Origin of the sequence: Nostoc sp., from assembly GCF_036919555.1 — a bacterium.
In the GTDB taxonomy this organism is placed as follows: Bacteria; Cyanobacteriota; Cyanobacteriia; order Cyanobacteriales; family Nostocaceae; genus Nostoc.
The window spans coordinates 1-24338 of the sequence record NZ_JBALCS010000123.1 but is presented as its reverse complement, the minus strand read 5'-3'; the positions used below and the strand labels follow the sequence as shown (position 1 = coordinate 24338).

Annotated in this window: 25 protein-coding genes and 3 CRISPR repeat arrays; of the genes, 8 read left to right on the top strand and 17 right to left on the bottom strand. The window is 40.3% G+C overall.

What is annotated here, in order from left to right; translation table 11 throughout:
* Window positions 1–248: 248 nt before the first annotated feature.
* Window positions 249–644, bottom strand: a complete 396-nt coding sequence (locus tag V7K36_RS33105) for a TIGR02588 family protein (RefSeq protein ID WP_335122195.1) — start codon at window positions 642–644, stop codon at window positions 249–251.
* The gene (locus V7K36_RS33100) at window positions 641–1528 is read right to left on the bottom strand and encodes a TIGR02587 family membrane protein (protein WP_335122193.1); all 888 of its coding nucleotides are present in this window, start codon (window positions 1526–1528) and stop codon (window positions 641–643) included. Before V7K36_RS33100 ends, V7K36_RS33105 begins: the two co-directional genes overlap by 4 nt.
* 325 nt (window positions 1529–1853) lie before the next feature.
* Here V7K36_RS33100 and V7K36_RS33095 point away from each other — a divergent pair, with 325 nt between their 5' ends.
* Both V7K36_RS33095 and V7K36_RS33090 read left to right on the top strand, forming a co-directional pair.
* Window positions 1854–2036 carry a CsbD family protein gene (locus V7K36_RS33095; protein WP_335122191.1) on the top strand — a complete coding sequence of 61 codons (183 nt, stop codon included), beginning with the start codon at window positions 1854–1856 and terminating at the stop codon, window positions 2034–2036.
* A gap of 472 nt (window positions 2037–2508) precedes the next feature.
* Window positions 2509–2742, top strand: a complete 234-nt coding sequence (locus tag V7K36_RS33090) for a hypothetical protein (protein WP_335122189.1) — start codon at window positions 2509–2511, stop codon at window positions 2740–2742.
* Here V7K36_RS33090 and V7K36_RS33085 read toward each other — a convergent pair.
* The 9 genes from V7K36_RS33085 to cas2 all read right to left on the bottom strand — a co-directional run bounded on the left by V7K36_RS33085 (window position 2702) and on the right by cas2 (window position 8398).
* Entirely contained in the window at window positions 2702–2899 is a 198-nt protein-coding gene (locus V7K36_RS33085; RefSeq protein WP_335122188.1) for a hypothetical protein, read from the bottom strand. The genes V7K36_RS33090 and V7K36_RS33085 overlap by 41 nt on opposite strands.
* Before the next feature lie 158 nt (window positions 2900–3057).
* Entirely contained in the window at window positions 3058–3363 is a 306-nt protein-coding gene (locus V7K36_RS33080) for a helix-turn-helix domain-containing protein (RefSeq protein WP_335080669.1), read from the bottom strand.
* A 394-nt stretch (window positions 3364–3757) separates the two neighbouring features.
* A complete protein-coding gene (locus V7K36_RS33075) occupies window positions 3758–4582 on the bottom strand; it encodes a hypothetical protein (protein ID WP_335122186.1) in 825 nt (274 codons plus the stop codon).
* A gap of 118 nt (window positions 4583–4700) precedes the next feature.
* Window positions 4701–5170: direct repeats of the CRISPR family, unit length 35 nt; unit sequence GTTTCCATCCCCGTGAGGGGTAATGATTTGAAAAC.
* A 295-nt stretch (window positions 5171–5465) separates the two neighbouring features.
* On the bottom strand, window positions 5466–6584 hold the full coding sequence (gene cas6 / locus V7K36_RS33070) for a CRISPR-associated endoribonuclease Cas6 (protein ID WP_335122184.1): 1119 nt from the start codon (window positions 6582–6584) through the stop codon (window positions 5466–5468).
* 49 nt (window positions 6585–6633) lie between these two features.
* Entirely contained in the window at window positions 6634–6777 is a 144-nt protein-coding gene (locus tag V7K36_RS33065; protein ID WP_335122182.1) for a hypothetical protein, read from the bottom strand.
* 105 nt (window positions 6778–6882) lie between these two features.
* Window positions 6883–7128, bottom strand: a complete 246-nt coding sequence (locus V7K36_RS33060) for a hypothetical protein (protein WP_335122180.1) — start codon at window positions 7126–7128, stop codon at window positions 6883–6885.
* Between the two features lie 147 nt (window positions 7129–7275).
* Entirely contained in the window at window positions 7276–7578 is a 303-nt protein-coding gene (locus V7K36_RS33055; protein WP_335122179.1) for a hypothetical protein, read from the bottom strand.
* A 140-nt stretch (window positions 7579–7718) separates the two neighbouring features.
* Window positions 7719–7988, bottom strand: coding sequence for a hypothetical protein (locus V7K36_RS33050; protein ID WP_335122177.1), 270 nt, complete (start codon window positions 7986–7988; stop codon window positions 7719–7721).
* Between the two features lie 131 nt (window positions 7989–8119).
* The gene (gene cas2, locus V7K36_RS33045) at window positions 8120–8398 is read right to left on the bottom strand and encodes a CRISPR-associated endonuclease Cas2 (protein WP_322678103.1); all 279 of its coding nucleotides are present in this window, start codon (window positions 8396–8398) and stop codon (window positions 8120–8122) included.
* 99 nt (window positions 8399–8497) lie between these two features.
* Between cas2 and V7K36_RS33040 the strand changes: the two genes are divergently transcribed.
* Window positions 8498–8845, top strand: a complete 348-nt coding sequence (locus V7K36_RS33040) for a four helix bundle protein (RefSeq protein ID WP_335122175.1) — start codon at window positions 8498–8500, stop codon at window positions 8843–8845.
* Here the strand turns inward: V7K36_RS33040 and cas1 (V7K36_RS33035) are convergent.
* The gene (gene cas1 / locus V7K36_RS33035; protein WP_335122173.1) at window positions 8783–9880 is read right to left on the bottom strand and encodes a CRISPR-associated endonuclease Cas1; all 1098 of its coding nucleotides are present in this window, start codon (window positions 9878–9880) and stop codon (window positions 8783–8785) included. The two genes, V7K36_RS33040 and cas1 (V7K36_RS33035), sit on opposite strands and share 63 nt — an antisense overlap.
* A gap of 292 nt (window positions 9881–10172) precedes the next feature.
* A CRISPR array of direct repeats spans window positions 10173–11079; the repeat unit is 35 nt; unit sequence GTTTCCATCCCCGTGAGGGGTAAAGGAATTTAAAC.
* A 403-nt stretch (window positions 11080–11482) separates the two neighbouring features.
* Window positions 11483–13489, bottom strand: a complete 2007-nt coding sequence (gene cas1 / locus V7K36_RS33030) for a CRISPR-associated endonuclease Cas1 (RefSeq protein WP_335122171.1) — start codon at window positions 13487–13489, stop codon at window positions 11483–11485.
* 300 nt (window positions 13490–13789) lie between these two features.
* Between cas1 (V7K36_RS33030) and V7K36_RS33025 the strand changes: the two genes are divergently transcribed.
* The 3 genes from V7K36_RS33025 (at window position 13790) to V7K36_RS33015 (ending at window position 17265) form a co-directional block, all read left to right on the top strand.
* Window positions 13790–14536, top strand: coding sequence for a DUF4384 domain-containing protein (locus V7K36_RS33025; RefSeq protein WP_335122169.1), 747 nt, complete (start codon window positions 13790–13792; stop codon window positions 14534–14536).
* Between the two features lie 450 nt (window positions 14537–14986).
* Window positions 14987–15597: a CRISPR direct-repeat array (repeat unit 30 nt; unit sequence AATTCCTTGACCCCTCACGGGGATGGAAAC).
* A 77-nt stretch (window positions 15598–15674) separates the two neighbouring features.
* Window positions 15675–16391, top strand: coding sequence for a tetratricopeptide repeat protein (locus V7K36_RS33020; RefSeq protein WP_335122167.1), 717 nt, complete (start codon window positions 15675–15677; stop codon window positions 16389–16391).
* Complete coding sequence (locus tag V7K36_RS33015) at window positions 16360–17265, top strand: CHAT domain-containing protein (RefSeq protein ID WP_335122281.1); 906 nt, start codon at window positions 16360–16362, stop codon at window positions 17263–17265. The genes V7K36_RS33020 and V7K36_RS33015 overlap by 32 nt, the downstream gene beginning before the upstream one ends.
* Before the next feature lie 709 nt (window positions 17266–17974).
* Here V7K36_RS33015 and mutL read toward each other — a convergent pair.
* Together mutL and V7K36_RS33005 are read right to left on the bottom strand one after the other, a co-directional pair.
* A complete protein-coding gene (gene mutL / locus V7K36_RS33010) occupies window positions 17975–19672 on the bottom strand; it encodes a DNA mismatch repair endonuclease MutL (protein WP_335122165.1) in 1698 nt (565 codons plus the stop codon).
* Between the two features lie 238 nt (window positions 19673–19910).
* On the bottom strand, window positions 19911–20960 hold the full coding sequence (locus V7K36_RS33005; RefSeq protein ID WP_335122164.1) for an adenosine deaminase: 1050 nt from the start codon (window positions 20958–20960) through the stop codon (window positions 19911–19913).
* Window positions 20961–21402: 442 nt separating this feature from the next.
* Between V7K36_RS33005 and V7K36_RS33000 the strand changes: the two genes are divergently transcribed.
* Window positions 21403–21612, top strand: a complete 210-nt coding sequence (locus V7K36_RS33000; RefSeq protein WP_335122162.1) for a hypothetical protein — start codon at window positions 21403–21405, stop codon at window positions 21610–21612.
* A 632-nt stretch (window positions 21613–22244) separates the two neighbouring features.
* Here V7K36_RS33000 and V7K36_RS32995 read toward each other — a convergent pair.
* The gene (locus V7K36_RS32995) at window positions 22245–22556 is read right to left on the bottom strand and encodes a threonine dehydratase (protein WP_335122160.1); all 312 of its coding nucleotides are present in this window, start codon (window positions 22554–22556) and stop codon (window positions 22245–22247) included.
* A 138-nt stretch (window positions 22557–22694) separates the two neighbouring features.
* Window positions 22695–23573: a phosphodiester glycosidase family protein gene (locus tag V7K36_RS32990; protein ID WP_335122279.1), complete on the bottom strand. Its 879-nt coding sequence runs from the start codon at window positions 23571–23573 to the stop codon at window positions 22695–22697.
* A gap of 307 nt (window positions 23574–23880) precedes the next feature.
* Here V7K36_RS32990 and V7K36_RS32985 point away from each other — a divergent pair, with 307 nt between their 5' ends.
* A complete protein-coding gene (locus tag V7K36_RS32985; protein ID WP_335122158.1) occupies window positions 23881–24201 on the top strand; it encodes a hypothetical protein in 321 nt (106 codons plus the stop codon).
* The last annotated feature ends 137 nt before the right edge of the window (window positions 24202–24338 follow it).

Below are 24338 nucleotides of genomic sequence, written 5' to 3'. Positions count from 1 at the left end.
ACTTCTCTAAGAAGTCCGGGATCTGAGTCTTGTGATTTTCACAAATCAAAACTTGGTATTGCTGAATCAAGGGATGATTCTTGTGGGGTGAGCATCCTGCCCGCCCGGAAATATAAGGGACGCTCATGTTGCCCATCCTACAAAAGCAGGAAAATCATCCAGCAAATTTGCAACGCCCAAAACTTATATTCTCTGCAACATATACATATGCATGTTAGTCCACGTTTATCTGTGGTTTGAAATCTTACCTATGGCAATTTATAGCTACCAACACGCAGATTTAACTGACCTTGGCGCGGGTTCTGGCTAAATATAAATGCGCCTTCTTCGCTTTCACCATTAGATAAAAAGTCGATCTGTTGCTCTCCTGTTTCTGTAACTTTACCGTTAATCAGTAACTCAGCCATAATTTGCACTGACTCGGCTGTGTCTCCTCCAGTATTTACAACTTCAAAGGGAACATAAAATTGTCCATTAATTTCCCGAATTGTTTCTTTTTTGGTGACAGAAAGCATGGGAGGTTGATTTCTTTCGTTCAGCCAAGTGTATCCTACCAGACTGACAATGATTGCTAGGATGAATGAGGCAACGCTGAATGTCACCCACTGTGCAATAGAGTGTGGTTGCTGTTCTGTTTTAGTCATATTGCTAACCTTCCGGCTGCACCGCCAATAGTTGCAGGTAAGCCCAACATCAATGTGTGATCTAACCACATTGTCCAAGGGTCGCTAAAAGTTAACTTTTGAAAGAACCACAGCATAAAAGCGCCTGCTAGCAGTGATACTAAGTAGGACATGATGGTTTCGCTGGATGGTCGTTGGAAAATTCCCTTCTGCCGTCTTCGCTTTTGCTGGTCAGAAAAACCTGCCTGAAATACAATGCCATAAGAAATCAGTAGAGATGTGGCGATCATTGCCAACTCCCAAGGTGGCGAGGCTGCGGCTGCAAGCATAGCAATTTCATCCGTAGGGGCAATGTTAAATGCAATTACAGTTGCACCAATCAAAGTTGCACTCAAATCGGCGAAGGTGGCGTTTAACTCATCTCCTTTTTTATTGGTTATCCTGTTTGCCTGATCAGGTTCTTGCCCTTCTGCATTGCTGTTTCTAGTATCTCCCAACAACTGGTTGGCTAATGCTACACCAATAGCAAAGGGCACACTTTCAAAGATGATTTTACCTAAAGATTCCTTTAGAGAAGTTTCTGGTGTCAATTCTCGCAATAGTAGCAGTACAAAGGTAGAGCAAGCTAGTCCGATCGCGATCGCTTCTACGGTATCCATTGCGGCTTGATGAGCTAGCCAACTATATCTGCGTTTCCGAAAGCCTTCTATTTGATTGAGCAAGTAAACCACAATAAACATCAATGCGATCGCCATCATCATCAGTTGTGGTTTTGCCAGTGATCCAATCCACCAAACTTCCATTGTATACAGCAAAGGTATGCCAAATAAAAAACCTCCACAAGCACCCCGAATGATGTCATTAATCTCATTCGTCCATACATCTTTTTGACGTTTTATTGCCACTCCTTTACTTTCCTTTTGTTAAAAATTTGCTTTGACTTATACTAATTCTCTATGAAGATGCCTATAGCAGTCCTAAATCCTTCGTGAAAAGTTAGATCCCCAACTTCGTAAAAGTTGTCGGAGATGTTTAGTACGAATTTTCTACCAATTCAGATATGATTGCTATATATCCATATTTTTTTATACATACTCCTGTAGCACTCCGCATCTATCTTAGGTTAATAGAATTTATCAGATTATTCTATCGGTTGATGGAAGGAATTAATAATACACTATTGTTAGTTTATGTAATAGGTTAATAAACTACAAGCTGGAAATAAAAACCATGAGTGCCGAAAAAAGAATAGAAGCTACTGCAAAAAATATTGAAGGAAAAATTCAAGAGGTTGTGGGTGAAATAACCGGTAATCCACAAGATAAAGCTGCAGGACAAGCAAAGCAAGCTGAAGCCCAAGTTGATCACACTGTAGAAAACATTAAAGACGAACTTAAAAAAGCTATAGACTAATTTAGCTTGTACAGTTCAAATAGCAATATTAGCGATGATTCATTACTAATAGTTTAATATAAATTACTCCACTAACTTTTAGGAAGTGGAGTTTTTGTATTGACGTAAAATCTGAAAGGATGAATTACTAACAAACTGGCTTTAACCATGATTTCTTGAGCAACTTAATTCAACTAATAAGTGGCACGATTAGCTAATGTACATTAACTAATTGTTTGTTAATTTAACAAATTTTTGTCACAGGATTATAAATACCTAAAACCCTTACATAGCAAGGATTATGTCAGGGTTTTCTTATTTAAGACGATTGTACCCATCCAAGTCGGTATTCACAAATTAGATGTCAAATACCAGATGTTTCACAATTTAATTGTCACTTTCCAGAAACCTGGAAAATAGTGGTTTTGCATAAATTAACAAATTATTTGTCACTAAGATAGTATAATACAACTATGTTTTGATAAAACATAGTATGCAAAATACAGAATCTTCTACAACCTCTACAATTTGGGCAAGCTCCGCAGATGTTAATAACGATCTTGCTGAAGCAAACGTTATTGTTTCTAAACTTTCGGATGAAGCTTTGTTGAAAATGGAGGTGATTCAAAGTCTTTTAGAAAATAGCGATCGCACTACAAATTCAGTTTACTTCCTGAATGTAGTCTCTATGGGGCAACTTGGTCTGACTGCTGCACTTCCAGACTGAAAATAATTGTGAAAGTCACGTTTGGTATGAGTCGGCGCAGAGCTTGTAAATGAGCCTCAGCGTAACTCCGGCGACGAAAACAAGCAACAATTTGGTGTTGCATAGTGGGAAAATGGCGGACTACACACCAAGGATTTAACTTTTCGACGTAGGTCACAATATTCTCCTGACAATACTTGTGATTTAGCTGGCTAATTTGGGTTGAATAAAACTCAAATTCTGGTTCAAAAATTTCCTAGACAAAGCCACCCTAGTGTGAGGGTGGCTGGTAAAGAAATGTCAGGTTGATATTGAAATTTGCTAACTTTTCAATTCCTATTTATGCCGGTTAGGGAAACAGACCTTTTTTAAGAGTTCTTCAGGAATACCCTCAAAGCCTTCTAGTAGAAAATCCATCAGAGCAAGATGGCGTAAATCGGAAGGCATGGGACGGCGATAGTTGCGCCCTTTAGAAAACCAGCGCCGGACAGTTGAAACTGAACGGGAGCAAATTCGGGCGATCGCCTCATGATTAACATCCCATTTGGCATAAAATTTATTGGGTGTCATTCCTAGTTGACAATGGCTGTAAAGGTCAATCAGGTTTTGCTCACGTTCTTGTAGAGGGCGGGGATTAGTCATATACTGGCTCTCCTTCCAGTGGTTCTAAATCCTTCTCCCAAGCAATATCGGCTAATGAAGATGCTTGCCGCGTTCGTACTGGTCATGCTCCATAAAACTTGTGATTGCTGCGACGAATAGCACTTAACGCATTAAATTTAGAGCAATCATTCAAGCGTAGTAATCGTCAAAAATCGAATCGAGCAGCTATGGATAATAACTATATGCTCATTATTCTTGCTGCTTGCTTATCCCAATATAATCATACCTCTAAATCCGCTTGTCAATAGCGTTTGAGATGCGCTTACTCTGATTAAGAATCGGGCAGACAGTTATAGTTGAAATCACTGAAATAGAAAATGGAGTTCCAAAGAAAATTAAATATATTAGACCTAAATAAATAATGAGACAAAACCTACAAATTATGTTGACCCTCTGCTACATAAGCTGAATCTGCAACAATCCCTATCAAAGTTACGGAAGTATTTGCAGCAACATAATAGTAATCAACTCGCGTTGCTAAATTCTTAACTTCTTCAGAAAATCCATCGATATAGATAACTAAAACAGTTGCTTTATCTAACCAGTTTAGTGCTAAGTCAATCTGATTTTTTACTTTCTCTTCTCGTTTGTTTTTAGCATCATCTTTTGATAATCCAGCAAAATCTTGTCCTTCAAGTAGCTTAGAATTAATCAAATCTAAGACAAAAATATCTCCAGCTGGCTTTTTGGGTTTTCTCTTTTGATGCCAAAATCTAACTTTGGCAAAACCTCTAGTTCGCAACAGCTTACAATCATCTGGTTCTGTTGTATCATCACTAGGTAAGTAATAATCTACAGTTGTTGAACCGATTACCCTTTCGCGTTGCAAAGAACGCTTGACACTCTCAACTTCAGACTGAACTAAATCTGCAATTTTGTTCTCTACTTCTCGGTTAATTAATTGACTAGCGACTTTCTTAGCATCATCTAAATTTTTACCCACAGCAAAAGCTAAAAATCCACCTAAAAAGGCAAATACTACTAAGGTAAATTGCATCGCTGCAACAAATCTGTTAAAGCTTTCACCTAGTTGACCGTTTGTAGCTTTGAGAAATTCTAACTGGCTTTTTAATAATTCAATGTCATTGAAGTTTTTCGTCGGGGCTGATAGCGGTGAAGATGTAGGGATAGGAGTTGGAGTTTGGGAAATCACCAAATCCCACAGGTGAAATAAATCAATTGAGGGTAGCCAATCCATAGATATTTTTTTATAGCAATTATTTATTTAATCATGCGCGATCGCATCACTCTACAAATCCAACTTTAACTAAAAGCGATCGCACAATCCACTCCAACTTTAACTAAATCCCGAATGTATTTCCATCCCCGTGAGGGGTAATGATTTGAAAACGGATGGTTTGCCAGAACAAGCTGCTGAATTATTTCAAGTTTCCATCCCCGTGAGGGGTAATAATTTGAAAACAGAAGGGTGGGATTTCTTTGGGCGAAAGCCCAGATAATAATTGTTTCCATCCCCGTGAGGGGTAATGATTTGAAAACGGGTGTCCAATATATGTTGAGGCCCTCAATATTTAGTTTCCATCCCCGTGAGGGGTAATGATTTGAAAACTTGTGATGTTGTAACTTTTTCTAGTCTACGAGGTAGAGGTTTCCATCCCCGTGAGGGGTAATGATTTGAAAACTGAAATAATTGGAAAAAGCTGGACTCCAGAGCAAATGTGTTTCCATCCCCGTGAGGGGTAATGATTTGAAAACAGTGTTTTGGTTCTACCAGGGCAAACAGTAACAGCGTTTCCATCCCCGTGAGGGGTAATGATTTGAAAACCCTACCCTTCTAGAACACTTGCTACAACTGGGTTTGAAAGTGCCATTTTCGCGGGGGGTCTGATTTTACTGTCAATAAGCATACTTTACTGACACTAGCCCACTACTATAGACATCTTAAAGCCTTACGCAGTAAGCGATTCGCGGGGGTCAACGAAATAATAAGGGTTTCAAGCATTGGCATACCCCCGCGAAAAATTTGCGTGTGTAGGGTAAAAACCAACACTTTAACTTTCACTAAGAAACGCAATATTAATTTTTTAAGGTTCCGCTTGATTAAACAAGAGTATACCAAACTACTCCTCACTCTTTAAAGCGCGTCGTGCCAACTTGACATAAGTCTTCACCGTTTCATAAGGCATCTCTAAATCTTCTGCCACCACCTGCAATGACTCGCCCATTTCCCGCCGTGCTAAGATTGTCGCCCATTTTGAGGCTATTTCATCTGCGCGATCGCCACCCGTCCGCTTGCGTCGTGCTTTAAAAATCTGTGTTAAATCTTCAATGCGTTTCGCCAAGACAGTTTGCACATCAGGTATATCTTGGACAACTTGAGATGACCAACCCAAACGTGTTTGTCCCAAGCCAAAAGTAGTTTTGTGACCAGTACCGCAGTAAGGTGCAAGTTTTCCTAAAGCAGAAAATAACTGCCCAAATTCTGGCTGCTTTGCTGCATCTTTAGCTAAACTCAACTCAATCGCCCCAGTGAATCCTGTGACTGCGCCTTTCTTCCCCGCCAAAACCTTGGCGGTTATTAGTTGGCAACGAGTAATCAATATATAATCATCTACCCAAGCCAGAAAAGCATCCTGGTCAACAGACATCCCCGAAAAATCATTCCAGCGGCGCAGGTAGCTATGAAATACATTTACTGGTACTGGTAAGGGAAAGTGATGACCTTTGCGGCGAAAACTTGTAGGACTGAGAAATTTTAGAGCGAAAGTCTCATTAAGCTCAGATTCTAGCAGTTGCTTATAAGTCGTGGGAGGATGGGCAATTTTGACAGAACGAATCTGCAAAGGCGCATTTTTTAAATCAAGCACCTCTGGCAAATTTTCTACCCATTGCGCCATCCACTGTTGCACTCGATTAGATAAAGCTGTGACATACCAACGATAGGAGGTGTTTGCAGATAGTTGTATTTGTCTACCGCTACTGATAATCTCTCCATTTAAAGCTGAGATAGTAAAAGGTTTCTCTGATTCTCCATCGTGGAGGTAAGCAGAAAATTCTGAGTCTGTGGAACCCACTTGTTGGAGAAACCAGGCGTGTAGTCCAATAGTGTACTGAGGGAAGAGGTAACAATCTTTTGCGGGGACTAACTCAAATTCTAAGCCGATTAACTCTGTGTCCGGCGGCCATGTAAGCTTATATGGAGCGATGATATTTGGCGTTTTTTGAGAGCGTCGAGGCATGGTATCATTTGAGCCACAGTTTCTGTATTTTATCTTGTTTTCATCCCCATCAGGGGATAAAGCTGTGAGTCGTGCTACTGCAAGATGGGGTCAAATCAGAGACAAAATAAAAATCCCCAGCAAACTGTTTGAGCGATCGCTGGGGATGATTAATGTTATTGTCATACCAGATAACCAAGTCTTGCTTCATCACAATTACCCTCTCCTGTCCCGTTCAAAGGACTTTGGATAATATAATTTTTAGCAAGAATCAGGATAACTGATATTAACAAAGACGCAGGTGTTTAGATAAAGTCAATCAACTCAAAGCCTCATTATTGGGTACATTTCGCACTCCTTGCACATCAAAAATAATCAAGAATTTGATATTTTTGATTGAATGTCGCAACACTTGTAAGTAAGCAACTGCATCATTACGACGGCGAAACCGTGCAACAATATTAGACTGTTGAACACCAGAAGTCACGCCAGCATTATCCAACAGTTGTTCGTTAGATAAAACGCGAATAATGCACCACGGATGCAACTGCTGAAAATAGGTCATGATAACCACCTTACAAATGCTGTTGAATACCCAGAGATTCAGCGTTGAAATTGACTATCATTACCGTAGCCGATGAGTATTTGCTAAGACAGAGCAAGATGCTATTGACAAATTACTTAAACTGTGAAATGTGAAATTCCTGAATGTTCACTCAAGATGATTAAGGTGCAACCAGTGCAAAACCTGTTCGGGAATCTCCTCGAAATGTTCGAGAAAAAAATCCATCAAAGCCAGATGCAGTAAATCATTATGCGTGGGATAGCGTTGATTAGAGCCATTTCTAAACCAGCCTCGAACTGTTGAATCAGAACGGGAGCATATCAAGGCAATTAGTTCATAACTTACAGCCCATTTCGCATAAAATTGTGTTGGTGTCATGCTAAAGTCCCAATTGCTATAAAGTAAAATCAGATGTCGTTCGCGTGTGGTAATTCGACGAATATTAGACATGATAAACAAGTTAAAAGTTCAAAGGCATTCAGAAAGAGCAATTTCAAGGAATTGTAAAAAGTCAGAATTTATCAGGAGTCTAGTATCATTGGTATATTCATTCATCAAATGTTCTGCTAACTCCTGAATTCTGACCTTGATTAGTGCGAATCTAAATGTGTGATGATGATGCTCATATCCTCCATATAACGCCAGTAAAAGCGTTTCGCCATTGATGCAGAAGAACTCCAGAGTTCGCCATCTTTGCAGCGATATCGATGGGTTCTTAAGCTGCGATATGTAGGCCCATGATTAGCGAAACATTCAAAAGCTTTATCATATTGCTTGCGGTCTTTTGGGGATAATGAATCAAGTTGTTTTTGGGCTTTTGCAGCAAAAATTAAACGGAACTTGATAGATTGAATGTGCATTCAAAAGTTTCCGAATGTCCAAAATCGACCGAAAGCGCAGAGACTTTTGCACAGGTGGAGCGCGTGCTTTTTTCCAAGCGTTCATTTTGTGATGATTTATGTGGTCAATATTTTGTCAAAATTGCGTGTAGCTAAACTATAAACGCAGCGTCGTCTACTACAAACTCAGGTTGCGTTCCCAATACTGCGACCTTGCAACGATTGTGTGCAGACATCGGGTAGAATCTAACTTGGTCTTCGCGTTTGTTAACGAGTCGGAAGAGATATTTGGATAGGCTTTGGTACTGCTTTTCATCCAACACGCACTCGAAAACCGATTTTTGCACCCGCAACCCGTAAGCTTCTAGAAGTTTCGCCACTTTATTGCGACGGGTATCGCTAACAATGTCGTAGCAAACCAAATAAAACATCAGAGGAAGTAAAAAGTAAAAAGGCAAAAGAAAGATGAAAGAGGTCGGTTGTGTTAAGTTGGATGAGCCATTTATTTCTCGTTTTGTTTGTGAATTGCGATGAATCAAGGTATAACTGAGAGAACATTTGACTTTGCGGTTAGGATAGTTAGGTTATGTCAGTCTTTGGAAGAAAAACCTGGAGTTCCACGCACATTAGCTAAACAGTTATTACGTTCAGGAACCTCAATTGGGGCTAATGTAGAAGAAGCAGGAGCAGGACAAAGCAAAGCGGATTTTATTAATAAAAATGCTATTGCTCTCAAAGAAGCTCGTGAAACTCAATATTGGTTACGCCTACTTGTTGCGACAGAAATTGTCTCACAAGATGAACTCAATAAATTATTACAAGAGTCTGAGGAGTTGAAGAGAATTTTGGGAGCTATCATTGTCAGCAGTAAAAAGTAAATCTTGTATTTCTTCTCTTTTGCCTTTTAACTTTTTGCTTTTTACTTCACTTGCTGGTTTGAACTTTAACGCCAGGGGACGGTAAAATTCCACATCTCCCATTAAAGATGCGCGATATTCCCGTACCTGTAAGTCGAGACATTGACGATAACTTACTTCTCCAGCGTAAGGATGCAATACAAAAGTTCGCAGTTTTGCTTCCCAATGTTGCAGAAACTTTTGCAGAAGATTGTGTGAGTGGCTTTTACCATTACCATTACCATTACCATTGGTGTTAGTCAGATTGCGAACAAAATTTAACACCAAGTCATCGACAATAGGTGCGCGAAATTCTGCGGTAAAATCCCATGCTAAGGGCAGTTCGTGATGAGCATCGCAGTGTAAAATTGGGTAATTAGGGTCAAGTCCTGCGGTGTTCAGAAGTGTGTAAATATATTGATGCAGTAGTTGATTTCCCAGGTTTAGGAGTCCGCTAATGCGCTTTGCTGTTGTATAACTAGAACCATTGTAAAAGCTGAGTAGGGAACCAACGGCACAGTAATAGATGTTATCAGCTTCCTTGCTGTATTCGTCCAATTCATCAATTCCTGGTGCTAGCGGTAAGTTGTCCATCAACAGCGTCAGGTAATTTAATGCGCGTTGGATTGTGTGATTAGCGTGGTAGCGAGTCCAACTTTGGAGAAAAGTATGTTGGTTGTGCAATTTTGCCCAGATAATACTTTCTGCTGTAGCGCGATTAAATTCGATATCCCGTGCGCGTCTACGTTGGTAGGTGATATATTTTGCTTGTAGTTTGGATGGGTTTTCTACTCGTCCTAAATATTCACCAGTTTGGGTTAGATATAAGACGGGAATCTGATGTGAATGAACAATTTGAATGACTTCTTTTGGTAAACTGATATTACCAAAGATGATGAACTGACTGAGATTACGAATGGGAATACAGATACGTTGATTTTTTTGATGAAACACCTTTAAATAATGGTGTTGAATTTGGAATGATACGTCTTGCTCGGTGATGTAAATCGTAGACATAAATTGAAACCAACTAGGTTTAGTTGTAGGTCAAAAAGTTTTCTTTCTTTACCTATATTTCAATTTTCTCAGGTTGATATATGAGTTCGTATTTGGGCAGATACTATTTTTATATGACTTCGTATATGGGTTATATGAGTTGCTAAAAGGGCATAAAAAAAGCCGGAGATATTATCCCCGACTTAGCTATAGTTTAATTGTTTCAGCAAATGCGATCGCCATTTCTCCTCCACCTTCCCATACATCATCGCCAGCCAAAATTCTCAAATGGCGATCGCAACGTCCTTCCAACTTTTCCATCCCCGTGAGGGGTAAAGGAATTTAAACGCAAAGGGTTCGTCCAGGTGGAGACTAACTATGTGAGAAGTTTCCATCCCCGTGAGGGGTAAAGGAATTTAAACTCTGACGGTGTATTTAGCAGTACGCGTTCTTAATCCCGTTTCCATCCCCGTGAGGGGTAAAGGAATTTAAACTCGAGAAAAAAGGTCTAACTACTCTCGAAATGGCATACAGTTTCCATCCCCGTGAGGGGTAAAGGAATTTAAACACTAAATCAAAACTCGGTTTTCTATTTTCAAGAGTTTCCATCCCCGTGAGGGGTAAAGGAATTTAAACCTAATTTTACTATCTACCAACGTATAGTAGAAGTGTGTTTCCATCCCCGTGAGGGGTAAAGGAATTTAAACTGTTGAGAGACAATGCTCTGGTTCTGTATGTGTTATCACGTGTTTCCATCCCCGTGAGGGGTAAAGGAATTTAAACGATAGTGTTAACCTTCCTTGTGATAGCATTATCCATGTTTCCATCCCCGTGAGGGGTAAAGGAATTTAAACCGCTCATGAAATAGTATCTTCTTCTATTATTGAAGAGTTTCCATCCCCGTGAGGGGTAAAGGAATTTAAACTTGAAGACGGAAGCAGAGCTGCCACGCTTTGTTCAGCTAGTTTCCATCCCCGTGAGGGGTAAAGGAATTTAAACCAGACTATTTTGTTTTAGCAGGAAGACCTTTTATTATACCAGTTTCCATCCCCGTGAGGGGTAAAGGAATTTAAACCATAACCAAGAATGTACCTTGGTGATAAACCAAGTGCGTTTCCATCCCCGTGAGGGGTAAAGGAATTTAAACGAGGTGCTTTTGTAATTCCAAAAGGAACTAGCATTCCTGTTTCCATCCCCGTGAGGGGTAAAGGAATTTAAACCCTACTCTTTCAGAAGCCTTATGACGATTGAGTTTGAGATGGGTCAATCTGAGGGGGTCGTTTTTTCATGTGAATAATTGATAACCTTTCTCAATAAACTTAATACTGACACACCTCAAATGCTTACTCAGCAAGCTATCTGAGGAGGTCAACGAAAGAATAAGGGTTTCAGCCTTTGCCTGACCCCCTCAGATGCTTATCAATCAATGAAGAATTTATAACTTTATCAAATGATTGAGAGTAGTTAGAAACACTTGCTTTTGATCTTATTTTATTAATTTTTCATGGTTCAGGAATATTTATAACTAGTGTATAGAAACTTACTAAAAAAGTCAAGGTGAAGTATAAAGTATAAAATTACTCCACCGAACCTTTCTAGTTTTTACTTAGTCCCCAATCCCCATTACAATTTCCAAATCATCGGTCGGTATAACTCCACTTCTCCCGTCAAAGAAGCAATATATTCCCTGACCTGTAATTCCAAACAACGGCGAAGGCTGACTTGATATCCTGTATGGGGATGCGTTATCTCAGACTGCAATTTCTCCTCCCAATGTTTAAGAAACTTTTTTAATGCGTGAGGTTGAAGATACACACCGCCTTTTTCATCTGGAGAAGTAAAATCTTCAGATGTAAAAATTTTGGAATTAATTAAATAAGCTACAAGAGAATCAACCAGTTGGGCGCGAAATTCTTCCATTAAATCGCTGACTAAGGCTGGGTGATTATCGCGGGGAACGTGAAGATTACCAAAGTGCGTGTGTAATCCGATTATTTGCACAAATGAGAATACATTTTGACTTAATAATGTATATCCCAAACTTAACAAGCTATTGACAGGATCTGTTGGCGGACGCTTGGTACGTTTCTCAAAGATAAATACTCCCGTAAATAGCGAACCCAAAGCTTGAAAGTATAAAGTCGCCGCCTTTCCTTCGTATCCCCGCAGTGAGTCCATACTTTCAGCCAAAGTTAACTTCTCCATCAATTCTGCGATTCCACCGATTGCTGTTGCGGCAATTTTCGAGGGATGGCGACGGTTTAATTTTAAAAGTAATGCACGGGAATTATGCAATTTCGCCCGAACTATCGCTTCTGCTTGTTTTCTGGTAAACTCTGGATTTTGACAACGTTCAACCTGTAACATCAAATATTCAACCTTGGCATCACCTTCTACTTGCAACCTACCAAAATACCTGCCTTTTTGTGACAAATACATAATCGGAATCCGTCGCCGCAACGCCATACCCACCGCACCATGCGATACATTACAACAACCAAATAACACAACATTGCTCACTCGACTTACTGGAACCTTAATCCGCAATTCACCTTGATAATAAACTTGAAATTGCTGATTTTTTACACTCAAATAAGCACCTTGGTCGGTTACATATAAAGTAGTCATGGTTTCCTGCCAATAATGGGATAAAGATGCTTTAGGAAAATTGATCGGTTTGTCAATACTGCAACCTTTGGGAGGACGAGAAACTGGTTTCGCCGGTCTTGGTTTACTACGAAAATAAGGTGTACCCGAATCATTAATTACCCATTCCCCTGCAAGTACAGGTTTGGGTGGTGGTGGTGCATATACTTCACCACCAGCAAAGCGATAACCCAAAAAGGTAAACTCATCATTGGGAGTAAAAATCTGTGTCTTCTCTGGTTGTAGAATTAAATAAACTTCCCCCAACCAAGCGGTAATTTTGTCAAGGATACGGTTTGCTTCATGCCAACTATTACAGGCAATGACAAAATCATCTCCGTATCGCACCAAGTTAATACCTTGACTGAGACATTTTCGATCAAAAGTAGTGAGATATAAATTTGCTAAAGCACCAGAAAGTCCCCCACCTTGTAATACTCCCTTGCCAAAGTTGCGATATTGTCCAGCAACGATGATTCCTGACTTTAACTGTTGTTCCAGCAACTGTAAGACAATTGCTTCAAGTGATAATTCATCCAATGCAGTTAACAACAATGCCCAAGAGAGATTATCAAAAAAATCGGCGACATCGGCTTTGATAATCCATTTTGGTTGACACTTGTAGTACCCATAGAAATGTTGTACTGCTTGGTGAATACTGTGTCCCGGACGATAGGCGTAGCTGCAATCAAGAAACTTATCTTCTAAGGGAAAATACAATTCATCGAGTAGTAAGCGCTGGATAATTCTATCCCGCACAATCGGGATACCAATTAACCGCTTACTGCCGTTTTTCTTGGGTATATAAAACCCTTTAGCGGGGCTTGCAATATAAGTTTCGTGGTTGAGTTGATATGTGATATTCTGTAATTGTTCCGCAGCCATTGACTCGAATAAATCAACAGAAATACCATCAACACCCGCGCTCTTACTTCCCGCACGAACTTGTAACCATGCGAATTGGAGGTGTTCAAGAGTGAACATAATGATAAGTAAAAAGGTAAAAGGCAAAAGAAAGAAAATATTAAGTAGGGTGTGTTACGGCTATGTTAGGATTTGATGGTTACAGAGAGGAACAATTAGCCGTAACGCACCGTATGATTGTGGTGCGTTACGCGTTGCTTTAACGCACCCTACAATTAAGATTTACTCCTTGCAGTACCTTTAATTTAATTGTTGCAGTGCCATATATGAGTTCGTGTATGGGTTATTGACTCTTGTATATGACTTCGTATATGACTTAGATAGAATTCTTGTTATTCTTCTTTTACCTTTTTACTTATTATGAGCCGGACTCTGGTTGCATCAACTGAAGGCGTTAAGCTGGCAAGAAAAGCCTTAAAAGCCAGAAATTTAACTCAAACAGATTTTGGTATAGAGGTCAAATTAGGTTACACAACTGTTAGTAATTTCTTCAACGGTAAACCGATATATCGTACAAATTTTCAAGAGATGTGCGTTTTCTTGGGCTTAGACTGGCAAGATATAGCTGTATTTGGTGAAGCAGAAACCCAAGAACTCACACCCCTCGATAAGCTTTGGCAACAACTTCAATTATTAAGCTCTCCTACTGAACAAATGGGGGTAGTCTTAGTAAAAGAAGAAACACTACGTTGGGGACATAAAATACCGAGTCGTTATGAAAAATCAGTGCAGGTAGGCAGTTATATTCGTTTTGAAGTCAATTTAGAAACTCCTGGATATTTAATACTGTTGCAAAAAGATACATCTGGACAACTGTGGTGTTTTTGTCCCTCGTGTTTTGCTCGTCAGCCGCGATTGAACACGGGTAAAACAACTTTGCCGCAAGAAGGTTCGTCAATAACGTCTTTCCCAATTGAAGGCGAACCAGGTAAGGAGGAAATTATCGCAGTTTTTACCAAGGAAGTACCTGCATTAGACTGGCTACCGCCAGGAGATAATGAGCCTTTGGAATTAGAAGCAAGTCATCTTGTAGAATTGCTAGAATATGTGACTGAAAGCGCAGAATATCAACTTTTGTATACAGATTATTGGGTTACTGCTCAGTAAAAAGTGTAATTTATTACTACCTTATGCAGATTGAAGTCACAGCTACACAAACAAAAACACCTACGTAGGTTTAAAATCTTGAATTTAGCATGGTTAACAATTATGAAGTAGATTGACTTTTATAGTTTGTTTTCATACTATTTATTCTTAAGCACTACTGAACCATGAAAAATCAATAATATCTCAATAGAGTATTTCCATTTACTCTGAATCATTTGGTAAACTTATAGTTTGTTGCTGAATGATAAGCATCTGAGGGGGTAAAGCAATGTCTGAAACCCTTATTCTTTCGTTGACCCCCTCAGATAGCTTGCTGAGTAAGCGTTTCAAGTGTCTTCACTTTGATACTGTTGATATATTTTCTTAATTATTTACCCTGAAAAAGAACCCCCTCAGATTGACCTATCTCAAACTCAGTCTTCATAAGGCTTCTAAAAGAGTAGGGGTTTTAATTCCTTGACCCCTCACGGGGATGGAAACCTTCTGGATCTTGCAGACACTGCTTTGCAAGCCCGTTTGGTTTGAATTCCTTGACCCCTCACGGGGATGGAAACATTACAGGAGGTTTTGTCTGAAAATAATAAGCCACTGGGTTTTAATTCCTTGACCCCTCACGGGGATGGAAACTGAAATACGCTTAAGAAGTCTCTTGTGATTTGACTTGGTTTTAATTCCTTGACCCCTCACGGGGATGGAAACTATCTTCTGCGGTAAAGTGTTCCGTTACCTGAGAGGAGTTTTAATTCCTTGACCCCTCACGGGGATGGAAACCGTGTGTAGCTACTGATTGTCTCAAAATTAAATGTCGTTTGAATTCCTTGACCCCTCACGGGGATGGAAACTTCCACCCAATTACCCTGATGTGTCTCATCTGGGACAACATGTTTGAATTCCTTGACCCCTCACGGGGATGGAAACCACTAGAGATTCCAGTTGTTAGCGCTGGGATTACAGCTGTTTGAATTCCTTGACCCCTCACGGGGATGGAAACATACTGATCCTTGAATCCTCGCAATGCTAGATAGTGTTTTAATTCCTTGACCCCTCACGGGGATGAATAATTTTAGATAGAATAAGTAATTGATTGATCAATTGAAAAGTCAGAGCTAAAAATTGTACAAGCATCTGGAACTAGCAGATGGAAAAACTCATACAAGAATTGAATCAACTTAATTCACAGGTTGTACAACTCGCCGGACAGGGAAACTTAGAACAAGCAATAATTGTTGCCCAACAAGCTGTCAACTTAGGGGAAAGCCAGCAGCTAACTAAGCATTCAGTATATTGTGATAGCTTGAATAACCTAGCAGAATTACATCGCATACAAGGACGTTACTCAGAAGCCGAGCCTTTATATTTACAAACTTTAAATATTAGAAAAAAACTCTTTGGTTCAGAGCATCCCGATGTAGCTCAATCTTTAAATAATCTGGCAGCACTCTATCATGCCCAAGGTAACTATCCAGCAGCAGAACAACTATTTTTATCAGCTTTAGAATTATGGAAAGTATGTTATGGAGAAGAAGATTTTGAAATTGCTACTACTTTAAATAATCTAGGAGAAATTTATCGAGAACAAGGACGATATCTCAAAGCTGAACAAGTGCATTTAGAAGCTTTAGCAATGCGAAGATGCTTATTTGATGAGCAACATCCTGATATTGCTCAATCTTTAACTAATTTAGCTGCTCTTTATACATCATTAGGACGCTATGCTGATGCCGAAAAAATGCACTTAGAAGCATTAGCAATGAAAATACAATTGTTTGGTGATGAACATCCTGATATTGCTAGCAGCTTAAATAATTTAGGAAAATTGTTCTATCTCTGCACCATTAATTATCGCCGATCCTGATTTTGATTTAACAGCAGATACAGCCACAGATCGAGAAAGTGGCAATACACCAGCACCAAAAATACCAGAATTACTTACTACTCTCACTACAAAAGGCTTATTCCGCGCTCCTGGGACAAGGTTTTTGGGGGAAAGTGTGGCAAAAAAACTACCTGATGCCAAATTATACTTAGGTGCAGAGGCAGTAGAAACCCGCCTGACCGGTAGTGAGTGTCCCAGTATCATGCTAATTGCGACTCATGGCTTATTCCAAAGCGATTCTGTATCAGTCACTAAAAGACGTAATCTATTAAGCATGGAACGTCTGCGAACAACTAAGGTAGAAAATCCTATGTTGCGTTCTGGACTGGCTTTAGCGGGTGCTAATACTTGGCTGGCTGGTGGGACACTTCCTCAAGCCGCAGGTAAAGGCTTTGTTTTTGCCCAAGATATTGCCAGTTTAGATTTGTCGAGTAATGAGTTAACGGTTCTTTCTGCCTGTGATACTGCCAGGGGAGATATTAAAATTGGCGAAGGTGTGTTTGGATTACGTCGCGCTTTTGCCGTCGCGGGTACAAAAACTCTGGTGATGAGCCTGTGGCCTGTTCCTGATAAAGTGACTGCTCTGCTCATGGAGCGTTTCTTTGATAATTTGCAGTCTGGTATGGGTCGGGCTGAGGCGTTACATTCTGCTCAGAATTATATCCGTAAAATTACAGTTAAGCAATTGCGCGAATCAGCTTTGGGTCTAGAAGTGCTAAAAGAACTTTTGGCGGTCAAAGAGTTATCACTAAATAGTAAAATTAATTGTCAAGAACAAGACACACCGTTAGGATATCCCTTTTACTGGGGAGCTTGGATTTGTCAGGGAAATATAGATCCGTTGGTTAACTAGGGGTCAAAGTGGCCAAGCTGTCACTAATCGCCACTTTTACCCCAATTACAAATAGACTTGTCCGAAAATTAGATTTTGGCCCTTGCTGTACAAGGTTTATATGCTCATTTGTCAATAAGTCTAATATACAAGTGCAGCGATCGTTTGAGCAAAATTCCAATCAATCTTCCTGGGAGGCTTCAGCTTGTTCCTTAGCCACAGCCTCAGCAATAACCCACCGCAACCACTCGGAACGGTTAGACTTGCTACCGCACATAAGCATCTAAATTCTTCTGGAAGCATCACAGATATAAGTCCAATGTAAGCCATTTTCCACACCCCAGTGAAGACGAATAGCCTGCATTTAAAAAAGGGCGATAAATCCTATCCTCTTAAAGCAAACATTTTCCACACCCCAGTGAAGACGAATAGCCTGCCCTAGTTTATGAGCATCACAATTCAAGCTAGTTAAGTAAAACTGAACTTCGCGGGTTGTTTTATTCCACAGATGTCTGACACGCACAACCATAACTACGTACTTAAGCCCTAGCCAATCGGAATGATTATGTAGAGGTGGTAGTTGAGAAATAGGAACACACCAACAGGAGCGTTTTTCAGTACGATGATCACCTTTCTCTACGCGTTCATCATAACTTTAATCTGTTAACAGTGACAAATAATTAGTTAATGTACAATTAAAATCAAATATTGTAATGTCTCACTAAAGACATCAAATTCCATGACTTTTACCAATTACCCAATTACGCCGGAAAAACCGAGCTAAAGCTGATTCTTCTAAGGATAGATAAATTGGGCGTCCGTGGGGACAGGTGCGAGGGTTGCGAGTGCGTTGCCAATTATCTAAAAGTGTCTGCATTTCTTGGTGGTTCATGGGTGTACCGTTACGAATGGCACTGCGACAGGCGACAGCTACTTGGGCTGTTTGTAAGTCGCCTCCCCAACTAAGTTCTAAAATTGCTTCTGCACAGTCGTCTCGCTGCTGCAAAGGTGCGGGGATGTTACGGACAGCCCAAAGTTGTTCGCCAAAGGGTTCTATATCTAAACCGATGCGTTGCAGTTGCGATACTTGCGCTGACGACAATTGATAAAGAATGATTGGCGGTTCGACAGGCACAAGTTGCCAATTATCACACAATTGCTCATATAAAACTCGCTCATGGGCAATGTGCTGTTCTACTAACCACATTCCCCCAGAATGTTCCGCCACAATATAGGTATTGCTAACTTGAGCGACAGCTTTTAAAGAGTTAGGATTTTTGTGATTTTCGTTGGGATTTTGAGGATTGAAATTGTAGCCGCCTTTGGCTTCTGCGGCTTTGAGTAATTTACTAACTCGTGTTGTGTGAACAGCTTCTTTAAGATTATTAGAAGAGATGCTGAGTGCTTGGTTAATTGCTTGGGTAATTTGCTCTTGCCAATAAATTATTTCGTTGAGGTAAATTTCTGTTTTGGCTGGATTGCGATTCCAGTTAATTTGATCGGGAGAAATGGCAAGATGTAAGAAACAAATTGGATAGCGATCGCGTGGTAATGTTCTATGAAATGCTGATAATATCGTTTGCTCTAGTTCCGGTGTCTTAACCATCCGTCCGTTAATGGCTACACGTACCCAATCTGGACGATGACGATGAGTGCGATCGGGTAATCCTACCACTAAGTTTAGTGAGGAGTGGGCAGAGACGCGATTAATCGCGTCTGTACAGGAGTTTGGCGGGTTGGGGAGTTCTAATTTCACTTCTTGCAAGTCACCTTGTCGCACTTGCGGTAAAATCTGCGGTAGCAGTTGCCCTGTTGTGGTAGCGGGACAGATGGTGAACCATTGACGATCATTTTGCCAAATCTGCCAGGTGACGTGGGGATGACATAGGGCGATTTGGTGAATTGTGGCTTGCACGGCCTTCATTTGCTGTGCTGCTGTGGGCAATCCTTGACGACGAGATGAGCAATTACCGAAAAGATGCGAAACTGTAACCACTGTACCAGGTGCGATCGCAGTTACTTCAACTTCCCCAACTTCCCCACCATCGCCATAGCTAATCCGCCATCCTAATTTTCCACCCACAGGACGACTCAAAATTTCCAAATCTGCCAGAGTCGTCAAACTGTGCAACGCCTCACCACGAAACCCTAAACTGTTTATTTTCCATAAATCGGCACTAGAGCGAATTTTACTGGTGCTGTGGGCTGTGGCTGCTTGTTCCAAATCATCTAGGTTCATTCCACAACCATTATCTGCCACACGAATTCGCCATTGTTGCGGCCATAAAGAAACCACAATTCGCGTTGCACCTGCGTCTAGGGAATTTTCTACCAATTCCCGCACCACAGAAGCTAAAGAGTCGATGACCTCTCCAGCTGTAATGAGATATACAACTTCTGTCGGTAGAGCTTGAATAGTAGATGCCATAAATTATAGTTTATAGCTTCCGGGAACAAGGGAAGTGGGGGGAGAAATCAATTCAAAATTCACGCAATAAATATTGATGAATTATCTGTGTGCATCTGTGCTTTGATTTCTCAAACATTGATTTTTGCAAAATATCTATTGTGCATTACAACTTTCCCTACGGCTTCAAAAAAAATCACTGATTGTAACATTAATTAACATTAAATTATCTGACTTTCTGCTTATCTTTAGGTGGTCGTTAATTACTATCACTTATTGCTAAAACTTTAGGTGGTTCAGGTTTCAGCAAACCGTTCAACAGTGATGCAGGAGGTTGACTGTAAGGCCAAGCAAAAGCATGACGGAAAGCGGCATCTTGACAAGCTTGTAGTTGTTCAAAACTAATAATGTTGTAAGTCAAGAGATTTTCATACTCAAACGGTAGACGCATATTGTGTAATCCAGCATTGTCAGTACAAATAGCGATATCTACCCCAGCATCAAAACAACGATCAAAAACTAATTTAAGTTGACGTATATCCTGCAAAGTACCAGTTTTCAGGTAAGTTGTCGGACAAACCTCTAAACATTGTCCGCGTTTAGCCACATCATTAAGTAACTCTGGATACAGTAGGGGAATTTGAATGCCGTGACCAATCCGCATCAAATAGGGTAAAAGTTCTGGATAACAACCAGCAGTAGTTTCATATAGATGTCCCGTGGTGTTAATGCCCAGCGATCGCGCATAATCATATAGGCTGATCCATTCTTCCATGCGATCGGCATAATAGCTATCACCCCCCGCTACATCTACTGCACAGATATACTGCTTATTTTGCGCCGCCAAATCAACAATCGCCTTGTTCACCTCATAGGGTAGGCGCGTGTGCATACAGAGAATTTGGCTACTAACAATCGGATATTCTGGCTGGTGGCTGGCAAGTCCGACTACTTGCACAATTTCTGCCATCTTGTCAATTCTCTGTGATTGATTCAGATGCTCAGGTGTCCGTAAATAGGGGGTGTAGCGCAGTTCCAGATAAGCCAAATTTTCAAAAATGTAAGCACCCCGCACTAAGCGATAGATAAAGTAAGGCAAAGTCTCGACAGTTTGCACACTTTCTACCAAGGTGTGTAATTCTAGATACTCATCTAGGGTGTTGCGTGGACGGGTATAAAAATCTTCAAATTCTGAATAGTCAGCAAATCGGGAAATCAACTCTGAAGAATGTCGCTCAAAATATCGCCATAAAACTCGCGGTACGACAGAACCGCCCAGGTGTCTATGTAATTCAGCATATAAAGCCATAGTGGTATTTTTAACTAAAAATTTTAATAATTGTAACAAAAACATCAGAATAAAAAATCTGTACTCGAAAAAATTTCCCCCTTAGAGCGTCGGGAAGGGGTTAGGTTTTTCCTGGGCTTTTCCAGATGATCTGAATTGTCAGGAAAAAATTTAAGTCAACAGAAGTTGGAGCGGAGGTTTCCCACCATCTGGATTTTTCAACACAGGCTCCCACCTAGAAGCTGCACAAAGGTTGAGATTTTAGCCTTATTTTCTGAAAATCCAGCATTTAATAGTGTTTTGAGCATACATAAATAAACTTGACATTATCAAGATGAAATTGATAATATTAATGACCTTAGCTTTTGTGTTATACTGGTAAATATTGCTATTGTTGAGCAAGTAAAATATAGCAATATATTTTTCCTTTAACTAAGCAAACTCCTGGCAAGGTTGGTATTAATTGAAAATTCAAGCGTTGGATGTCAAGGCTGGCGATCGCATTATTGCTTACTGCAACAACAAAATGCAAACCTGCAAGGTAAAACGCATTTTAGATCCTGGTGAAGCTAATATCACACTATCAGTATTCACATCAGAGAATTATCGCGGCTGCTCAGTTTCATCTGTAGTTCGTTTTCGGAGCAACGCGTTGGTTGATTTGGTAAGTTAAAAATCAAGGAAAGATTCAATTTCAAAAATCTCTCTATCTCTTGTCCAGCCTCAAACTGGATCTAATTTAATTTTTATTAAAGGTGCGATGTCTGCGGTAGTAACAGAGCAGTTCGGCAGAGCTACCTGTGCCACTTGCCGAAGCGCGAGCTACGCCTACGCACATCCAAATCCGTTAATTGTGGCTGGATGATTTTTAAAGAAAAGCGCCCTGACACTACACCAGTGCAGGCGACAGCAATTTTTGAACAAACTGATACTATGCTCATGCGCCACCAATAAATGCAAGAGCTAGGGACAAAGTAAGTAGAATTGTGCTTAGTTTATAGAGCAATACAGTTCAGTTAAGGATAATTATAGGTTGGGTTGAGGAACGAAACCCAACAAACCCTGCAAAATGTTGGGTTTCGTTCCTCAACCCAACCTACGCTGGTTTTGGTTTTTGGCTCTAACCCAAGCGTATTGGTTTGTAAAGAATATATAAAATTCTGAGAGCAAAAATTGGAGTGCGATCTGCAAAGCGTCTGACTCGCTAACAGCAGTCGCTCATGGGGGAAACCCCCTGTTCCCACGCTGCTTCAACGCTTTGCATCTACACATTACTAAAATCACCCTCCAATCTGATGGCTTTTGTTAGTTCTTTTTCACATCACGAGCCATGTTGAGGTAATAGTCGTCAATTTTGGCATTAGAACGACGGCGGTTAGTAGTGGGAATTTTAGCAGTGTTATCCTGATTCGTTTCAATTGGCTGTTTCGCTGAAGCTTGTTTTATCGCTTGCGCCTGATCAGATTCCAAGAAATAACCAGAGCTAGTAAATCCGAAAAGCTTGGCAAAGAAACCAAATAAATTTCCTACAGCATTAAAAAAACTTCCGAATAAAACACCAAACAAGCCTTGAATACGAAGGAACAAGTTCCGAATAATTTGAGGTAGACGAAGCATGAGTGCACCTTCAATGATTGCCTATTATCATTGTGACTCAATTTGGATTCGGGGATTGGTGCTATGGCTAAAATCTACCACTGGGTAGGCGTAGCTCAAACAAAACCCAATCACTGTAATGATACTGTCTGTTCAATACTAGTTTTCCTGAACCAGCAAAACCGACTTCACCCGACGCTTGATAGAATTTCCTTCCAAATCAACCTTCCCGTAAAAGGTTTTGCCCTTATAATAAAGCGAAGACGAACTCCCTCCATCCAGATTCATCACTTGATCAGCACCAAGAGTTTTCATAAAATCAGCTAATGCTGGCAAGGATACCCCAGAGTTCGCGGGAGCCGAGGATTTTTGAGCCACCATAACTAAAACAACGCTGCCATCACGGGTGATGCCCACGGCAGTTCTGGCGTTGGGTTGATTGCTGCCAAGTGCATCTCGTTTATTGGCATTATCCACAAAGCCCTCTTGTACTGACGTGAGTTCTGGTAACAGGCGTGGGCCAGCGCCTATAGCATCGACTAACTGACAACCTGCTGGTGGTGACTGACTGTGTAGGGCAATATCATAGCGAACGGTCTGTCCACATAAGTAGCGGCGGAATTCTGTGCGATTGAATATTTGACCCAGGTAAGGTTTTAAGTTGGGATTGTTCACCAGACGTTCGTTTTCCTTGGGGTTAGCTACCAACTTCCCTTGTATGACAACATAAGATGTAGATTTTTGGTTGGCTGGGTCAAAAAAGCCTGCGTTCAAAATAGCTACGGCTCGATGCTTCTGGGCAAATTCCTCTACAGTGGCTACCTTTTGTGATAATGCAGGAGTTACCAAAAATCTGCTATTAGCTGGAATTAACAGGATATGAGCTATGCTTTGAGGCAAAGTGCGCTCGAAGTAGCGGATAGTTTTTGGTGGTGAAGATGCAACAGCTGGTATTGACGGTGTTGAAGAACGCAAATTAAACGACAATACCATTGCTAAACTAATTAATATCAAAGCCAGTAGTTTAATTTTTCTCACTTTTAAACTCACTTGTGGTTAGCTCAAACAAAGTTAATTTAGTTGAAATACTTTTAGCTGAAAATAAGCGATTAACTTGGATTAGATGATGTTTCAACCATGAACAGTTAACCAAAATCCGTTGTGAGTGATTTAGAACAAGCCCATAGTCAGGATATTGAAACAATTACCCATTTGTTAACGAAGATTTTCAAGTCGTTATGTAATCCACTTGTTAGAATTAGGATGTTGCAAAATACCTATCCCTCATGAGGATTAAAACGCTTGAAACTTACTAAAATCTCTATTGGGGATTGAAATTAAGACCATGTTAGAAACTACAAACCTGAAAAATATCTCCAAAAAATTCGCTATAGCCATAAATTGTGCTTCTTTCAAAGAAAATGAGGCAATGAGAGCTATTGCATATAGCATAGATTTACTACTACCTGGTTTGTATATATGGCTACTTGGTTTTAGTTTTCGCATTGGTGGGAGCGTACCAGATGATATTCCCGATAAATATCCCGGTAAAATTCACAGTAACACTGGAATTGCTTTAGTATTACCAGGATATAGAATTTTTACGACTTACCAGGGTAGCTATGACCCTAAACAGACATCAAATACAGGGGATAACAGCTTTTAATTGTACGGTTCTCAACTCAAATACTTTTGAAACTTTATTTTTATATAGGAATCATATTTGATTTCTGAAAAAAACTACGAGATAATACGTAGGGACATCTCTGTTTAACAGCGAACAATGATAAACCAGCATCTACA

Bases quoted from the DNA above. Each gene is read 5' to 3' on its own strand.
- V7K36_RS33105 (WP_335122195.1), bottom strand. From the start codon at position 644: ATGACTAAAACAGAACAGCAACCACACTCTATTGCACAGTGGGTGACA.
- V7K36_RS33095 (WP_335122191.1), top strand. From the start codon at position 1,854: ATGAGTGCCGAAAAAAGAATAGAAGCTACTGCAAAAAATATTGAAGGA.
- V7K36_RS33090 (WP_335122189.1), top strand. From the start codon at position 2,509: ATGCAAAATACAGAATCTTCTACAACCTCTACAATTTGGGCAAGCTCC.
- V7K36_RS33080 (WP_335080669.1), bottom strand. From the start codon at position 3,363: ATGACTAATCCCCGCCCTCTACAAGAACGTGAGCAAAACCTGATTGAC.
- V7K36_RS33075 (WP_335122186.1), bottom strand. From the start codon at position 4,582: ATGGATTGGCTACCCTCAATTGATTTATTTCACCTGTGGGATTTGGTG.
- cas6 (WP_335122184.1), bottom strand. From the start codon at position 6,584: ATGCCTCGACGCTCTCAAAAAACGCCAAATATCATCGCTCCATATAAG.
- V7K36_RS33060 (WP_335122180.1), bottom strand. From the start codon at position 7,128: ATGACCTATTTTCAGCAGTTGCATCCGTGGTGCATTATTCGCGTTTTA.
- V7K36_RS33055 (WP_335122179.1), bottom strand. From the start codon at position 7,578: ATGTCTAATATTCGTCGAATTACCACACGCGAACGACATCTGATTTTA.
- V7K36_RS33050 (WP_335122177.1), bottom strand. From the start codon at position 7,988: ATGCACATTCAATCTATCAAGTTCCGTTTAATTTTTGCTGCAAAAGCC.
- cas2 (WP_322678103.1), bottom strand. From the start codon at position 8,398: ATGTTTTATTTGGTTTGCTACGACATTGTTAGCGATACCCGTCGCAAT.
- V7K36_RS33040 (WP_335122175.1), top strand. From the start codon at position 8,498: ATGAATCAAGGTATAACTGAGAGAACATTTGACTTTGCGGTTAGGATA.
- cas1 (WP_335122173.1), bottom strand. From the start codon at position 9,880: ATGTCTACGATTTACATCACCGAGCAAGACGTATCATTCCAAATTCAA.
- cas1 (WP_335122171.1), bottom strand. From the start codon at position 13,489: ATGTTCACTCTTGAACACCTCCAATTCGCATGGTTACAAGTTCGTGCG.
- V7K36_RS33025 (WP_335122169.1), top strand. From the start codon at position 13,790: ATGAGCCGGACTCTGGTTGCATCAACTGAAGGCGTTAAGCTGGCAAGA.
- V7K36_RS33020 (WP_335122167.1), top strand. From the start codon at position 15,675: ATGGAAAAACTCATACAAGAATTGAATCAACTTAATTCACAGGTTGTA.
- mutL (WP_335122165.1), bottom strand. From the start codon at position 19,672: ATGGCATCTACTATTCAAGCTCTACCGACAGAAGTTGTATATCTCATT.
- V7K36_RS33005 (WP_335122164.1), bottom strand. From the start codon at position 20,960: ATGGCTTTATATGCTGAATTACATAGACACCTGGGCGGTTCTGTCGTA.
- V7K36_RS32995 (WP_335122160.1), bottom strand. From the start codon at position 22,556: ATGCTTCGTCTACCTCAAATTATTCGGAACTTGTTCCTTCGTATTCAA.
- V7K36_RS32985 (WP_335122158.1), top strand. From the start codon at position 23,881: ATGTTAGAAACTACAAACCTGAAAAATATCTCCAAAAAATTCGCTATA.